At 37.0% G+C, this 16,028-nt stretch carries 12 protein-coding genes and 1 other annotated feature; of the genes, 10 read left to right on the top strand and 2 right to left on the bottom strand.

Annotated features, from left to right (window positions below; genetic code table 11):
- Nucleotides 1-44 precede the first annotated feature (44 nt).
- Together motP and motS are read left to right on the top strand one after the other, a co-directional pair.
- Nucleotides 45-863, top strand: a complete 819-nt coding sequence (motP, locus tag ACLIBH_RS11435) for a flagellar motor protein MotP (RefSeq protein WP_439316835.1) — start codon at nucleotides 45-47, stop codon at nucleotides 861-863.
- Nucleotides 853-1,629, top strand: coding sequence for a flagellar motor protein MotS (gene motS, locus ACLIBH_RS11430; protein WP_439316834.1), 777 nt, complete (start codon nucleotides 853-855; stop codon nucleotides 1,627-1,629). The genes motP and motS overlap by 11 nt, the downstream gene beginning before the upstream one ends.
- Before the next feature lie 202 nt (nucleotides 1,630-1,831).
- On the opposite strand, the gene ACLIBH_RS11425 is transcribed toward motS, so the two are convergent.
- Complete coding sequence (locus tag ACLIBH_RS11425) at nucleotides 1,832-4,810, bottom strand: transglycosylase domain-containing protein (protein WP_439316833.1); 2,979 nt, start codon at nucleotides 4,808-4,810, stop codon at nucleotides 1,832-1,834.
- 882 nt (nucleotides 4,811-5,692) lie between these two features.
- Nucleotides 5,693-5,905, top strand: a binding site (T-box leader).
- Nucleotides 5,906-5,965: 60 nt separating this feature from the next.
- Here ACLIBH_RS11425 and tyrS point away from each other — a divergent pair.
- Nucleotides 5,966-7,231, top strand: a complete 1,266-nt coding sequence (gene tyrS / locus ACLIBH_RS11420) for a tyrosine--tRNA ligase (RefSeq protein WP_439316832.1) — start codon at nucleotides 5,966-5,968, stop codon at nucleotides 7,229-7,231.
- A gap of 65 nt (nucleotides 7,232-7,296) precedes the next feature.
- Here tyrS and ACLIBH_RS11415 read toward each other — a convergent pair whose 3' ends face one another.
- Nucleotides 7,297-8,571 (bottom strand): DNA polymerase IV, encoded by a 1,275-nt coding sequence (locus ACLIBH_RS11415; protein ID WP_439316831.1) that lies wholly within the window; start codon nucleotides 8,569-8,571, stop codon nucleotides 7,297-7,299.
- A 142-nt stretch (nucleotides 8,572-8,713) separates the two neighbouring features.
- Between ACLIBH_RS11415 and ACLIBH_RS11410 the strand changes: the two genes are divergently transcribed.
- The 7 genes from ACLIBH_RS11410 to ACLIBH_RS11380 all read left to right on the top strand — a co-directional run bounded on the left by ACLIBH_RS11410 (nucleotide 8,714) and on the right by ACLIBH_RS11380 (nucleotide 15,289).
- Entirely contained in the window at nucleotides 8,714-8,929 is a 216-nt protein-coding gene (locus tag ACLIBH_RS11410) for a WYL domain-containing protein (protein ID WP_439316830.1), read from the top strand.
- An 8-nt stretch (nucleotides 8,930-8,937) separates the two neighbouring features.
- The gene (locus ACLIBH_RS11405; protein WP_439316856.1) at nucleotides 8,938-9,258 is read left to right on the top strand and encodes a YolD-like family protein; all 321 of its coding nucleotides are present in this window, start codon (nucleotides 8,938-8,940) and stop codon (nucleotides 9,256-9,258) included.
- A gap of 257 nt (nucleotides 9,259-9,515) precedes the next feature.
- On the top strand, nucleotides 9,516-10,874 hold the full coding sequence (locus ACLIBH_RS11400; protein WP_439316829.1) for a glycosyltransferase: 1,359 nt from the start codon (nucleotides 9,516-9,518) through the stop codon (nucleotides 10,872-10,874).
- Nucleotides 10,875-11,413: 539 nt separating this feature from the next.
- Nucleotides 11,414-12,112, top strand: coding sequence for a WbqC family protein (locus ACLIBH_RS11395; protein WP_439316828.1), 699 nt, complete (start codon nucleotides 11,414-11,416; stop codon nucleotides 12,110-12,112).
- 25 nt (nucleotides 12,113-12,137) lie between these two features.
- Nucleotides 12,138-12,821 (top strand): PIG-L deacetylase family protein, encoded by a 684-nt coding sequence (locus tag ACLIBH_RS11390; RefSeq protein ID WP_439316827.1) that lies wholly within the window; start codon nucleotides 12,138-12,140, stop codon nucleotides 12,819-12,821.
- A gap of 22 nt (nucleotides 12,822-12,843) precedes the next feature.
- A complete protein-coding gene (locus tag ACLIBH_RS11385) occupies nucleotides 12,844-13,884 on the top strand; it encodes a DegT/DnrJ/EryC1/StrS family aminotransferase (protein ID WP_439316826.1) in 1,041 nt (346 codons plus the stop codon).
- A 442-nt stretch (nucleotides 13,885-14,326) separates the two neighbouring features.
- A complete protein-coding gene (locus tag ACLIBH_RS11380; protein ID WP_439316825.1) occupies nucleotides 14,327-15,289 on the top strand; it encodes a tRNA dihydrouridine synthase in 963 nt (320 codons plus the stop codon).
- Nucleotides 15,290-16,028: the final 739 nt, after the last annotated feature.

Here is a 16,028-nt window from a genome sequence, read left to right as displayed (position 1 = left end):
TAGTCGAATATTTGATACCATATGTAAATTGGGAGAGGTAGCACATGAGAAAAATAGACTTATTAACTCCTATTGGCATTACATTAGGCTTTATCATGATAATGCTTGCTATTCTATCTAATGCTGGCAGAGATGGCATGGCATCATTTCTTGATATAGCTTCTATTTTTGTTGTTATTGGGGGATTGATCGGTTCTTTACTAATTAATTTTAAACTGGAGCAGTTAAAATTGGTTCGTAAAGTATTGAAAGAGGCCTTCCATAAAAACGATCAGCGTCTGCCCGAATTAATCGGACTGTTTATACGTTTATCTGAACGAGCACGAAGAGAAGGAATTCTTTCGTTAGAGAATGAATTAGACGTTGTGGAAGACAAATTTATTAAAAAAGGGATACTCCTTGCCGTTGATGGTATTGAGCCAGAAGTAATTAATGAAATTATGAATGCAGAAATTACAGCAATGGAGGAAAGGCACTATAAGGGTCGATCGATTATCGAAAAATGCGGGGAGTACGCGCCGGCTTGGGGGATGATTGGAACGTTAATCGGACTTGTTCTAATGCTTCGGAGTCTCGACGATCCAGCGAGTCTTGGGCCAAATATGGCAGTCGCTTTATTAACGACTCTATATGGAACGGTATTAGCGAATCTTGTATTTCTACCAATGGCGAATAATTTAGAAATTAAGACGGAAGAAGAAGTATTTATTAAACAGATTATTATTGAAGGGGTTATTGGTGTGCAATCTGGTCAAAACCCGAGGATTTTAGAAGAAAAGCTTAGTGCTTTTCTTGCTAGTGAAGTTAATACCGATGATGAGGAACAATCCGTGCTAGTAGGAGAGAACGTAAATGAGGCGTAGACGAGTAAGGAGATCCCAAAAAGGCGGTGCTCCTAAGTGGATGGTTACCTACTCCGATATGGTCACGCTTATTCTCGTTTTTTTTATTCTATTATTTTCATTTTCACAAATCGATTTAGTGAAGTTTGAAGCAGTTTCTGAGTCCTTTAGAAATCGGATGATATTTGACTTTTACCCATCTCCCATACCAATGGAAAATCCAACGCAAAGTTCGAGTCATCAGGAGAAAGGGGATAATTCGAATGAATTTCAAACCCCTACTCTAAAAAAAGACACTACGGATAAGGATCAACAACAAGATTCGTTAAGCCAACTTATGAATAATGTAGAAAACTTCTTAAATGAGCATGGATTAAACGACGTCGTATCCGCTAATAGAACAGAGCGTGGAGTAGTACTCGTATTGCAAGAAAGGGTCTTATTTGATTCTGGAGAAGCAGAAATTCTTGATTCAGGAAAACCGTTTTTAAACGAAATTGGCACTTTATTGCTTAAAATACCGAATCATGTAAAAGTAGAAGGACATACGGATAATCGGCCGATTTCCAATTATCGGTATCCGTCGAACTGGGAATTGTCCGGGGCGAGAGCTGGCAGCGTTATACGTTACTTAATGAATAAAAATGACTTGGATGAATCACGATTTTCGGTTGCCGGTTATGGCGATACGCGACCGCTCGTTCCTAACGATTCTGCGGCAAATTGGAGTCAAAATCGGCGCGTAGAAATCGTTATTTTGGAAGAAAATACAGAACCAGAAACGTAATAAAACCCAACGAGCGTTTTTTTTGAACGCTCGTTGGGTTTTTTGGCTTCTATTACTTGTTGAGTATTCCAAAAGGTGGCCAAATATAAAGCAAATCGAATTGATCGGTTTCTATGTTTAGATGAAACACATTTGTCCCAAGCTCATAAAAAAAGGGGTGGTATAAAATACCATCCCTTTTGACTAAGAACCTCTATTTTCATTAATTGTCCGCTTCGTTCTTATCTTTATCCTTATTTGCATCATTCTCTTTATTTTCTGTATTGCCGTTGTTGCCTTTATCGTTATTGTTATTTTGCTCGTCTTTCTGATCCCCTTTTTGTTCCTCGTCTTTTGGCTTTTTATTTTCATCAGGGCTCTTACCTGGCTCCTTTTGTTCCGGCTTTTTTTCAGGTTCTTTCTTTTCAATAATTGCCTCTTTGGAAGCATTTGATTCTAAACCGAAATAGTCAACTGCCTTTACATGATATGCTCCTGGATTAGTTGAGATTGGATATGTCGTATCGATCGTATGTCCAATTAATTTAAAGGAATTGCCATTTTCCGGCTTGTAAAAAATACGATAGCCGACAACGTCTTTGTTTCCTGATTTATTCCAAGCTAATTTATTTCCTGATATGTTTACAGTGCTAGGTGCAGCTGGCGCTTTACCATCGTCTTTGACAGCATCACTGGCATCAATACCAGAGTAGCCAATCTTCTCCCACAGCTCCCGGTTTTGCCGAGGAAAGAGCATTGTAATGTCTGCTAGTTTATCGTAACCCATCCGTTTAATGAAGTCTGGGTTAAACTCTAATCCTACCCCGTCACCGACAGTAAACTCATCTGGTGTATTTGGACCGGCAATTACTTCCTTGCCATCAACGATGACCGTTGCTCCGCCTTTCCCAGCAATTAAGCTATCATCAACTTTTTTAGGAACAAACTTAGCATTAAATAGGTCGGTGCGGATAAGTCCTGCTTTTTTACATAGGTCAGATGGTAACATACCTGAAATCGCACAATAACTTCGACGTACAAGTCCTCCAGGTTGTTTGAAGCGTTCTTTTGGTGCAATTAATTCGGGATTAACATCTGCTGCAGCGTTTATTAGCTCAGCCCATAACTTCAAATTTCGCTTACTGTAACTTAAAGAACAGCTGCGGCATTGGATCGAGCTCGGTTCTTTGTAGCCGATCCACGTACCGAATGTCACGTTCGGGTTCGTTCCGATAAACCAAGCATCCCAATAGTCATTCGACGTACCGGTCTTTCCTGCCCAATCAACCCCACCATGCTTGAGCTGTGAATTTAAATAAAATGCGGTACCAGCTCGTATGACATCACGCATCATGTCAATTGTTAAATAAGCCGTTTGTGGAGAAAATACATCAACTACAACCGCTTCATGCTCGTAAATAATTTCCCCATCATTTGTTGTAATCTTTTCAATCATATAGGCATCTTTAAATTGTCCAAGGTTTCCAAAGGTTGAAAATGCATTTACGGTTTCTTCTACTGTTGCTCCGTATGTCATACCTCCTAAAGCCATTGAATATGATTCTTTATCGATATCTGTCAAAGATGTAATGCCCATCTTCTCTAAATATTCCTCTGCGGGTCTGCTGTTCAATATTTTGTCATATACTTTAACAGCAGGTCGGTTATAAGAGCTTGCTAATGCTTTTCGTGCCGAAACAAGCCCGTAATTTCCACCGCCATAGTTACCAAAACTATGCCCTCTAAAAGAGGTTGGGATATCTGCTATAACAGATCCTGGTTGTACTTCTCCTTTTTCCATTGCTGGAGCGTACACAGCGAGTGGTTTAGCTGTACTTCCTATTTGTCGTTGTCTAAATGCATAGTTAATTTGATTATCTTCTGTAAACTCTCGACCACCGACAAAGCTTATCGTTCTTCCTGTTTTATTGTCTACTAAATAAGCCCCTGTTTGAACCTGCTCTTTCTTTTGAATCGTTTTTCCTGTTTCAGGATCTTTCACTGTTACGGTTTTATCCGGTCCATAGAATTGGTATTCCTGCGCAACCTTTTGCATTGCTTCATAGATTTCTTTATCAATGGTTGAATGGATGTTATATCCTTTCATTGCCAAATCCCGTTTTGCTAGTATTTCATATTGTTCTTTTAAATCTTCATTTTCCTTTAAATCTTCCATAGTATATCCGTTATCTTTCGCCAATTTTTCCATTAAAATTATTTGCGCTTCTTCTTGAATTGCATTGACGAGATGCGGATATTTATCGCGTGGGGAGTCTTGTTTTTTTGCGAAATCAGCTGTGATGTCATACTCTAACGCTTCTTTATATTCTTGCTCTGTTATATACTTGGCATCGTACATCCGTTTGAGTACAGACTTCATTCGATTGATACCTGGTTGTAACCCTTCCTCACTCTTTAGTCCTCCTGTGTTCACAAATGGTGTATACATGGAAGGACTTTGTGGTAGACCAGCTAAATAAGCTGCTTGTGGTAGATTCACTTCATTAGCAGAAATGCCAAAAACCCCTTTAGCAGCTGTCTGTATACCTGCGATATTATCGCCAGATGCATTTCTACCGTAAGGAATAACATTTAAGTATGCTTCTAATATTTCATCTTTGTCAAAAAAGTTTTCGAGACGCAGTGCTAAAACAATTTCTTTTGCTTTTCGATCGAATGAAACTTCATTTGTTAAAATTTGGTTTTTGATTAACTGCTGTGTTAGCGTACTTCCACCTGTTTTTGTGTCTGAATTCGTTGCCTCTTGATAAATAGCCCGTATAATTGCTTTTGGTACAATTCCATTATGTTCTTCAAAAAACTCATCTTCCGTTGCAATAACTGCGTTAATAAGCGTGTCTGATACGTTTTCCAAAGATGTTTCTTCGCGATGCAGGTCCGATCGAACATCTCCAATATACTTTTCACCGGCGAAATACATTTTGGTAGTTTCTTCATAATTATAAATGTCTTTTTTCATACTTTCATAGCTTCGTACTGGCTCGTCCTTTACGAGCGATGCAAAATAGCCGGCTCCGACACCACCAGCAAATATAATACCAACCGCTCCAACAATAATGAAAAATAAAATAACATTCCAAATAACATCATATGTAATCCGAGAGGAACGCTGTATAATCCCCTTTTTCCAAGCAGTCTTTATCTTTTCCATATATTTATGAAAAAATTGTTTTATATCCATAGTTAACCTCCTAAAATCATTCCTATTATAGCACAATCCATTTTATCCGTGTACAAGAAAAGCGGTATGCGTAAAATGTTTGTGGGAGAGCATATGAACGATTTATTGTAACGCACTTATTCGGTGGTAAGAAAATAGGTACTTCCACGAAAGGCGATTATAGTCTATGAACGAGATAAGTAAAGGTGTAATCTCACCAATCTTATGGTTGTATTAAGGGACTAAGCGGACTCTATCTATGGTTTTATTACATCAATAGCCGTTGTCATATACGCAGACTCGAGCAGGAAAAGCAACAGCCGAAAATCCAGTGAAGAAGTTGGAAAACTTCTTCACTTAGTTAAGGCATTGCCCGCAGAAATGGCAACGGTGACGATAGTTAAAGCTATAAGTAATTTTATATGTGGTTCGTATATGATGAATAGCCGCAGCATCTTGAAAAAAATCTATACAAAAAAGGTGTTTTTCAAGATTGTATATATCCACCCACAAATACGTTACTCATTCAAAAAAGGGCAACGGAAATGTTTGTGGGGGAACAGATGCACGAATCTAAGTAGATAATATGTGATCAATTTTACTTCGAACGATATACACATGAATAACACCGTTGATATTCACTGCAGGTGGATGCTTTCCGCGGGCACGGCTTCAGCCTCCTCGGAAGAAAACGACTTCCTGCGGGGTCTTCAGACGTTTGCTATTCCCGCTGGAGTCTTCGTGTATATCTACTGCGGTCGGTAGGAATCAATACTAAAATTAACGAATACAAAGAGAGGTTTTTTAACTTCTTAAAATAACACTCACAAATACTTGACTCAATCAAGGGCAACAATTGATTTTTAAAATGAATTATGGTAAAAATATAATATAATTGTATATATTGATGCGAAGAAGGATTCAAGTAGCATTGCAGATCACTGTTTAAGAGAGTCGGCGGTTGGTGCGAGCCGATATATATTTGCAGGCGAATTACAATTCTGGAGCATTTTCTTTTTGTTTTAAAAAAGAGAACGGTGGAGCCATCGTTACCAACCATTTAAGTGGCATTGGTATATGCAACAAGGGTGGTACCGCGGTAATCTCGTCCCTTTTTAGAGGGCGGGGTTTTTTTGTGTTTAAAAATTAAATATTAAAGGACGGAGTGCGAAGTAAATGGACATTTTACAAGATTTAGAACGTCGAGGGTTGATTCAACAAACGACTGATAGAGAAGGATTGGAAAAGCATTTAAAAGAAAATCAAGTTACATTATACTGTGGTTTTGATCCAACTGCAGATAGTTTGCATATTGGTCATTTATTGCCTATCACTATGCTAAAAAGATTCCAACAGGCGGGACATAAGCCGATCGCTTTAATCGGTGGTGGAACAGGAATGATTGGTGATCCGAGTGGACGTTCAACTGAACGCTCATTAAACACGGCAGCGGTTGTTAAAGGGTTTAGTGATAAAATTGAGCAGCAGCTTGCTCGATTGTTAAATTTTGACCATGGCACTAATGCGGCAGTTGCACGAAATAACCATGACTGGCTGGCGAGTATGACTGCAATCGATTTTTTGCGTGATGCGGGTAAGCATTTTGGAATTAATTATATGTTGGCTAAAGATGCAGTGACGAGCCGAATTGAACAGGGGATAACGTACGCGGAATTTAGTTACATGATCCTGCAATCTCTTGATTTCCTAAAGCTATACGAACAAGAAAATTGCACATTACAAATTGGTGGAAGTGACCAGTGGGGGAATATTACCGCTGGGATGGAATTTATTCGCCGGTCAAAAGGGGAAGAAGAAATAAAGGTATTTGGGTTAACGGTGCCGCTCATTACAAAAGCAGATGGAACAAAGTTTGGAAAGACTGCAGGTGGAGCGATCTGGCTCGATGCTGAGAAAACATCACCGTATGAATTTTATCAATTTTGGTTTAACACAGATGACAGAGACGTTATGAAGTTTTTAAATTTCTTTACTTTTCTTGCACAAGATGAGCTTGCTGCATTGCAAACAGAAGTAGATCATAATCCAGGAGATCGTGTTGCTCAAAAACGACTTGCGGAAGAAATGACAAAAACTGTTCACGGGGAGCAAGCATTCCAACAAGCGATCAAAATATCCGAATCTCTTTTTAGTGGTGATTTGAAAAAATTAACTGCTAATGAGATAGAGCAAGGTTTTAAAGATGTTCCAACAGAAACCATTGCCAAAGCAAATATAAATCTGGTCGATTTGCTTGTTGAGGCTTCCATTTCATCGTCTAAACGCCAAGCTCGAGAAGATATTAAAAATGGTGCGATTTACGTTAATGGAGAACGAAATCAACAGTTGGATTATCAGCTTTCGGAAACGGACCGTATCGAGGATACATTTACAATTATTCGCCGTGGTAGAAAAAAATACTTTTTAATTCGGTTTAATTAAGCAAAACACGCATCGATCGATAAAGAACGATGCGTGTTCTTTTAAAATATACTGTTGACAAGTGTCTACGTGGAATCGTTGTTTTTAGCTTCTGCATAATGTCCACCAATTTTTTTGCTACGCTCGAGCAATATACCAGCATCTGTATAACTGGAAGCTCGCAAAAGGGCGGTTGCTCCGTATTTATCACGAATAGCGTCCATAACATAGCCGATCTCATTTTTTTTCGTATCTTTTTCAAATAAATGCAACTGAATATTTTGCTCGTTAGTTAAGTTTGTTAATGTCACGTAGACCCGTCTGATCATGCTTTTCCCATCATAAAAGCGTTGAAACAATTGCAAGCACATAGTATATACTTCCATTGTTATGTTCGTCGGTGACAACATGGATTGAGAGCGAGAAAAACCACCACCTGTATCTTTTGAATACACGATGCCTAGATGAACAGTTTTTCCTGCTTGATGACTTGAACGTGCTCTACGACACACTTCTTCACAAAGGTCGAGAATACAGATAAGCGCTTCGGATTCGGAGTAGTCTCGCAATAAAGAAATGCCATGTCCAAAGCTTTTTTGTTCCGTTTTCAAAAAGTTACCAAAAACGGGGCTTAAATCAATTCCCCAGGCATGCCAATATAATTGCTCGCCCATAACACCAAATCGCTTTTTAAGCCGAGTTCGATCATAGTTGGCTAGTTGTTCAAGCGTTATAATGCCCATGTTGTTCAAATTACGTTTCATGCGAGTGCCGATTCCCCAAATAGATTCGACAGGGAAAGGCCATAGCTTTTCTTTTACATCCTCATAGGTGCATTCCGCGATACCCACTTTTTTTGCATGCAAATCCATAACAACTTTAGCGAGAAACTTATTGTCGCCAATACCAATCGAACAAGTTAAGTTAAAGCGTTGTAGGATATCCCGCTTAATTTGTTTTGCAATTTCCCATCGATCTCCAAATAATCTTTGCAGTCCGTTTACAGTGACCCAAATTTCATCAACCGAATACGGATGAATGGCTTCCTTGGGAGCATATTGATGGAGTAGCTTCACAATAGCAATGGATGTGTGTAAATAATCGGCCATGTTTGCATTGACAATATATATTTTCGGATCGTTCGGTAATTCAAAAAAGCGACTGACATTACTGATTCCATACTTCTCTTTTAACATCGGCGAAGCAGCTAAAACAATACTTCCAGGGCGACTTGTATCCCCGACAACAGCAAGCATGACCTTCATAGGGTCAAGCCCTAATTTAACCGCTTCAACACTTGCGTAAAAAGAACGCATATCAATACAAAGAACATCATTACGAGGATATAGTGAATAATCCATTATATACACACCCCTAAAACAGAACATACGTTTCTATTATAGTATAGAAAGAGCAGTTGAATTTATCAATGGAAAATTATTCTTTTGCTCTAGCTTTCTCTTTATGATAAAATACGAACAAACGTTCTCTTGGGGGTTCGAAATGAAAAAAATAATATCGAGAGCTATACAATCCAAGGAAAAGATAGACATTATTTATTTGTCACGAGACAACCAAGTTTCACGCCGTGTCATTCGTGTATTGGCTGTAAACGAGCAGTATATTAAAGCATATTGTTTTTTAAAAAAGGAAGTTAGAACATTTAGAGTGGATAACATTTTATCATTGGCGCCAATGCGTAAAAAGAAAGGGGCATAAGTGTGCGTATGCAAGATCGCGGTACTAAAAAATGGACAGCATTAATGCTTCCTGAGCATGTGGAAATGCTCCAGCAAGCATTCGCAGAAACGTCCTATCAAGAAAAACCGATATTGGACGAACAACAGAAGGCCAAAATAAACCGAGAACTAACCGAGGCTTTACGTGCAAATAGTAGTGTGAAAGTTACAATGCACCGTACCCATTACTTGGAGAAAATATGTGGAAGGTTGCTGCAAGTCGATAAAAGAAATGCTTGTTTGCAGTTATACTCCGATCGTAAAGAAGAAATTCCACTTTCCAGTGTAATTGATGTGGAAATAATTTGATTTATCCATAGGCTTTGCTACTGTCAATCATTATCGGGACATTCTTAATGAACCGAGGTGACAATTTAATGATACTGGATTTATAGAAGGGAAATCCTGAAATGCAAGGGAGAGAACGATGAAATTGTTTTCTTCCTTTTCATCGTTAATTAAATTTAAAACATGTAAAACGAAGCCATGACGATAGCCCTTTTGGATTAATTGGTAAAACCATCCCATTTTTATTACATATAATTAAATATAGAGGCGGTGAATAAATGAAGCGATCTGTTTTCTATGATTCTGAGGGCAAAAGGTGGAAAGTATTAAAGACGGTTGGCTTATTCCTTTTTCTTTGCGGCTATACGTGGCTTATTGTTAGTATAACTGTTTTTTATATTAAAAAAAGTCTTCCTATTATTACACAATCTGTTATTTCCTTTTTGATCATAACTTTTACTTTTTATTTGTTAATTACCATTATTATTGGGATGTTACGCTTGTGTATCTTTATGTACTTGAGTGGGAGGCAAGCGAGCAAAAATGGTAAAGGCGAAAGCGTTAGCGACGATTATACGCCATTAGTTAGTGTTATTATTCCAGCTTATAATGAGGATGTTGGCATAAAAAAAACAATATATTCTGTCCTGAATAGTAATTATCCAATTTATGAAATTATTGTAGTAGATGATGGTTCAACAGATCGAACAAATTATATTGTAAAAAAAATAGCACGTAAACATAAACGAATTAAACTCATTTCAAAAATAAATGGTGGTAAATCAACGGCATTAAATAAAGGTTTTAAAAAAGCAAAAGGAGAAATTGTCGTTACCATAGATGCGGATAACCTGTTATTAAAGGATACAATTAGTTATTTGGTTCGTCATTTTAAAGATGATGATGTAGCAGCAGTTTCCGGTAATTGTAAAATTGGGAATGCTAAAAGACAGCTTCCGATCTGGCAGCATATTGAATATGTAACGGCAAATAATCTGGAGAAAAGAGCGTTGGATTATTTAAATTGCATAACAATTGTACCTGGCTCGAACAGTGCCTGGCGTCGAAGTCTAATTAAGGAAATAGGATATTACGACCACGATACATTGGCAGAAGATACAGATATTACTTTGAAGGTTATAAGTCGTAACTATCGGATTATTTATGAAGATCGGGCTATAACTTATGAAGAATGTCCAGAAACGGTGCAAGCGTTTCTTAAGCAACGACTACGCTGGTCTTATGGGATTTTGCAAAGCTTATGGAAAAACAGAAAAATGATTCGACTTTCTAAAAATAACTATTTAAAATACTTTGCTGTACCGAACATGTTAATGATTTATTTATTTTATTTAACGATTCCTTTAGTGGATATTCTTTTTATAATTACATTCGCTATTTATGGGAACTACGTTGTTTTCTTGTTCTTTTTATTTTTTTTCGTTACAGATACGATCGCTTCTGTCTATGCATTTATGCTTGAAAAGGAAAATAAAAAAACACTAAAATGGATATTTGTTCAACGATTGGCTTATCGGTACTTGTTCACATATATTATTTGGAAAACGATCATAACAGTCCTGAAAGGTACAGGATTAAAATGGAGGGAATCGGTACGAACTGGAAATCATTTATAACAAGTAAATGAATTTCATAATTTATAGTCACTTTAATGTACAATGCATCTAAATTAGCAGTTGATCGAATTCATACAGCATTCAACCAAGAAACAGAGGTTGCATAGCAACACCAATTCGTCTGTGTGGAATAGGGATCCACGCAGACTCCTGCAGGAAAAGCAACAGCCGAAAATCCATTTTAAAAGTTTAAGGAAAAACTTTTAAAATTAGTTGAGGCGTTGCCTGCGGAAAGCGGAGTGGATCCGGATGGAACACAGCAGATACCAATCTAGCTTTAAATTTTTAAGTGGATTTTAAAATTCTGTTCTTTTGTGATTTCTTAAAAATGGCCATTATGAAATTGACTCAAGTAAATGATTGTAAAAGCACTGTCCAATATCTTTTTTGGCAGTTTTTTTGTTTAGAGGAATAGATTCACCAGATTAAATGAGCGATCTCATTAGTATCATTGTCTATACAGAAACTGTTAATCAAGCATAATGTATTAAAGAATAAAAATTAAAAGATGGAACACAAAGAAAAGAGTGAAAAATGTAATGAAGGTCGCCATACATCAGCCGAACTATCTACCGTGGGCCGGGTTTTGGGACAAAATGGATCGTGTCAATAAATTTATTTTATTAGATACTGCCATGTTTACTAAATCTGAATTCATTCACAGAAACAAAGTTAAAACACCAGAAGGGAGTAAATGGTTGACCGTCCCTATTAAAGGAAAACAAAAACCGATAAATCAACTTCTCATTGAAAATAAACAAAAATGGAGAGCTAGTCATTGGACCGTTATTTATAATTCATATAAAAAATCTCCTTATTTCAACGAATATCGTGAAGGTTTTGAGAGGATATATCAAAAGAAATGGATTAAATTAGCCGATCTAAATGTCACACTTATTCATCACTTGAAGGAAATATTAGAAATAGATACGGAAATTATAAAAGAGTCAGACTTTAATGTGGATTTTGGAACAGGAAATACAAGAAATATTAATATAATAAAGCAGCTTCAAGCGGATAGGTATATATCCGGAATAGGTGCTAAGGTTTATAACGATGAAAAAAGGTTTGAAAAAAATAACATTCAATTAATTTACCAACAATTTAATCCACCGGTATATCCTCAAAGGTGGGGGAAATTCAAATCGCATATGTCAATTATTGACATGCTATTCAACTGCGGTCCAAATACTATGAAACTAATTAGGTCATCAAGAGATACGAATAACAAAACGTAAGCACGCTTGGAAAGGAGGCCAATACATGCTTAGTGTAGGGAAAGAAAGAATATTAATTATTGCTCCACATGCCGATGACGAAGTATTAGGCTGTGGTGGTTTGATAGAAAAAGCGTGTCGCTTAAAAAACAAAGTGAAGGTGGTAGTCGTAACAGTTGGAGATATCCAGCATAAACATCAGAAGAATATTATTACTGGTGAAGTTAGGAAAAAGGAACTGGCCGAGGCAATGCATTATTTAGGTTGTGATGATTTTGAAATAATATATGATGACAAAGATTCTCTTTTAGACGCGGTTCCTAAAAAAGAGTTAGTTGGCCAATTTGATAAAATTATTGATCAATTTAACCCTACCATGGTATTCATTCCTTTACCAAGCTATCATCAAGACCACGAGGCAGTAAACAAGGCGTGTATAAGTTCATTGCGACCAAATAAGGATAAAAAGATTAAGTTAATCGCTCTTTATGAATACCCTTTAATCGATTGGCAGCTTTTTAAATTCTGGCATATCGGAGGATTGTATTTAGATATATCAGATACGGTGCATAAGAAAGTGGAAGCTTTGAAAAAACACCAATCCCAAATACGGCCTTCAGGGCATCTTATATCTCCTGAAAGTGTATTAAAGTGGGCAGAACATCGGGGAATGGAAGCGGGATATACGTACGCTGAAAAATATTATATTATTCGTTTAGCCGACTTTTAATGAAAAAAAGGTGGTAATCTGCATGACATTATCTTTAAACCGTAATTTCATACCTCACAATCAGCCCACATTGGGAGAAGAAGAAACAAAAGCTGCTAAAAACGTGGTAACTTCAGGGTGGTTAGCACAAGGAAAAGAAGTAAAGAAGTTTGAGGATGAAGTTTGTGCATTCCTTGGAATATCACGGGATTGTGCAGTAGCCGTTTCAAGCGGAACTGCGGCATTATATTTAAGTTTATGGGCTCTTGATATAGTAGGAGAGTCGGTTGCTTTTCCTGGCTACGTTTGTTCAGCGATAAGGAACGCTGTTTTCCTCGCAGGTGGGAAAGAAATACTTGTTGACACGCATAAAGATCATCCAAATGTTAACCTAGATCAATTATTAAATACGGGAAGTAAATTCGGAGTTGTCCCTCATATGTTTGGAACTCCTCAAGATTTGACTGAATATTATAATGATACGCTCCTTATAGAAGACTGTGCGCAAGCGTTAGGAGCGAGAGTAAATGGTCGGCCTATTGGTCTTCAAGCCGAAATAGGAATCTTTTCTTTTTATGCAACAAAAATGATAACGAGCGGTGGACAAGGTGGAATGATCGTTTCAACAAACAAGCGTGTAATAGATAAGATAAAGGATTATCGTCATTTTGACGAGATAAGAGATAAAAATCCGAGATTTAATTTTCAAATGACGGATTTACAAGCGGCTATTGGCAGGGTACAATTAAGTAAATTACCGGCAATAATAAAGCGGCGAGAAGAAATTTATGAACAATATAAACAGGCAGGGATTAAACTTCTAGATAAAACTGAAAAGCATGTCCAGCCCGTTAGATATCGTGCCGTAATGTGTACAAACAAACAAGAAAAAGTAATAAAAACATTATGGAACAACAATATAATGGCAGCAATACCAGTGCAGAAGAAGGAAATTTTAATACAAGGGAGTCATTTGAAGCATGCCGTTCAATGGGCAGAAAGAACAGTATCGCTACCGATCTATCCGATGCTAGGAGATAAAGAAGTGAAAAAGATTATTAACGTTGTATTAAGTGTAGAGTAATATGCATGTTGGCGTATTTGAAATCGTGGGTAAACAACGGGCAAAGCTTTTACCTAGTTGCTTTTTTAGAATAAAAGTTTAATCTATGTAACCTTATTGAAAAGTCCTTCGTAAGCGGATAAAACTTATGAAGGGTCTTTTTGTTATTTATATTGTGGACTATTAATATTTAGGCATATTAAAGAGTTTAGACAAGAGGTTGTACATCTCGTTGGTTGGATCAAATAAAAAACATCCGTAAAATAGAGATTTACAAAAATGACAATCTCAATTATTGGAGTTAAAATAAAGTAGAAATGAATAGATTTTAGCAAGCAATGGAAACATTAAAAGAATCATTCTAGCTTCTCCTTTAAATCAATGTACGATAAGCTTTTCTACAAAAAATTTCGCGTAAACAAGTTGATCTCGTGTTTTATAATGAAAGGATTGGAATGTAATTATGACAACGAATTTTTGGCGTGATTTACCACGTCCATTTTTTATATTGGCACCGATGGAGGATGTAACACATGTTGTTTTTAGGCATGTAGTAAGCAAGGCAGCTAGACCAGACGTTTTTTTTACCGAATTTACGAACACAGAGAGCTACTGTCATCCAGAAGGTGTTTTTAGTGTTCGTGGACGATTGACATTTACCGAAGATGAACAACCAATCGTTGCGCACATATGGGGAGATAAGCCTGAACAGTTCCGGCATATGAGCATCGGGATGGCAGAACAAGGTTTTAAGGGCATCGATATTAATATGGGATGTCCTGTAGCTAATGTAGCGTCAAAAGGGAAGGGAAGCGGTCTAATTCGACATCCTGAAACGGCAGCACGTATTATACAAGCAGCAAAAGCAGGCGGTTTACCTGTAAGTGTGAAAACGAGACTTGGCTATACTGAAGTTGATGAGTGGCGTGGCTGGCTGACACACATACTAAAGCAAGATATCGTTAATCTCTCTATTCATCTCCGCACAAAAAAAGAAATGAGCAATGTCTCAGCACATTGGGAGCTAATTCCTGAAATTAAGCAGCTTCGGGATCATATAGCACCACATACACTTTTGACAATAAATGGTGATATCCCAGATCGTCAAACTGGACTAAAGTTGGTTGATAAATACGGTGTTGACGGCGTTATGATTGGACGAGGTATTTTCAAGAATCCATTTGCCTTTGAAAAAGAACCAAGAGATCATAGCAGCGAGGAGTTGCTTAATCTCTTGAAGCTACAGCTGGATCTTCACGATAAGTATTCAAAAGAATTAGAGCCACGTCCATTCAAACCGCTTCGTCGCTTCTTTAAAATATACGTTAAAGGGTTTCCAGGAGCGAGTGAATTAAGAAATCAATTGATGGGTACAGAATCAACGGATGAAGTTCGTGAAATACTTAGCAACTTTAAAAACGGATAACAAAGAACATAGATAAAAAGTCGGAAAATAGTCTTTTTAGTAGCGTGTGAAATATTATAAAATTGTTTAAGATCCGATAGAATATAAGGAATAATACCCAGGAAATAAAAAGATCACATAAAAACACTTTTTGATGCAAGCAGTGTATGTATGCAAGTAGAGGAAGAACAATCGCTTCTCACGCATAGGTTAGAGAGCATAGAATCTAGAGCACCCTGATGTCAATGACACTAGGGTGCTCTTTATTACGTTCTGTGGCTTTTTTATTTGTATATAAGTCGTATTGGCTGTATTTGAAAAATAATTAATTATTATAAAACGAACGCTTAATTAAACTTTATAATTCGCCGCACTTCATAAACAAGTCATTAATACTTAGCGACTATTTTTATTAGTTTGTTTACCGGTTTGGAATATGGTTCTCGTTTATGTTGTCAGCAGCTACCTTTACTACCATCCCATTACGTTTTCGAATTAATAATGTAAGGAAAATGAACTTAAATTAATAGCCTATCGACCTTCTTTCTGACCCAATACTTTTGTCGTGTTTTCGAAAGAATGTGCAGTTATTGTATAGTTTTGTCTGCTAAATTTAATAGTAGATTAAATGGTTAGTATAATTTGAATAGTTTGATTATATTTTGTTGGAATTTTGATTGCAAATACAATAATACCGAACCTGTGCAGTGCTACATTATTCATTTAATGCCCACCTTTCTTATTTGCAATCAAAATTCCA

This window comes from Virgibacillus sp. W0430 (assembly GCF_051846935.1).
Classification (GTDB): Bacteria; Bacillota; Bacilli; order Bacillales; family Amphibacillaceae; genus JBPYCR01.
This window is presented reverse-complemented; position numbering and strand designations above follow the sequence as displayed.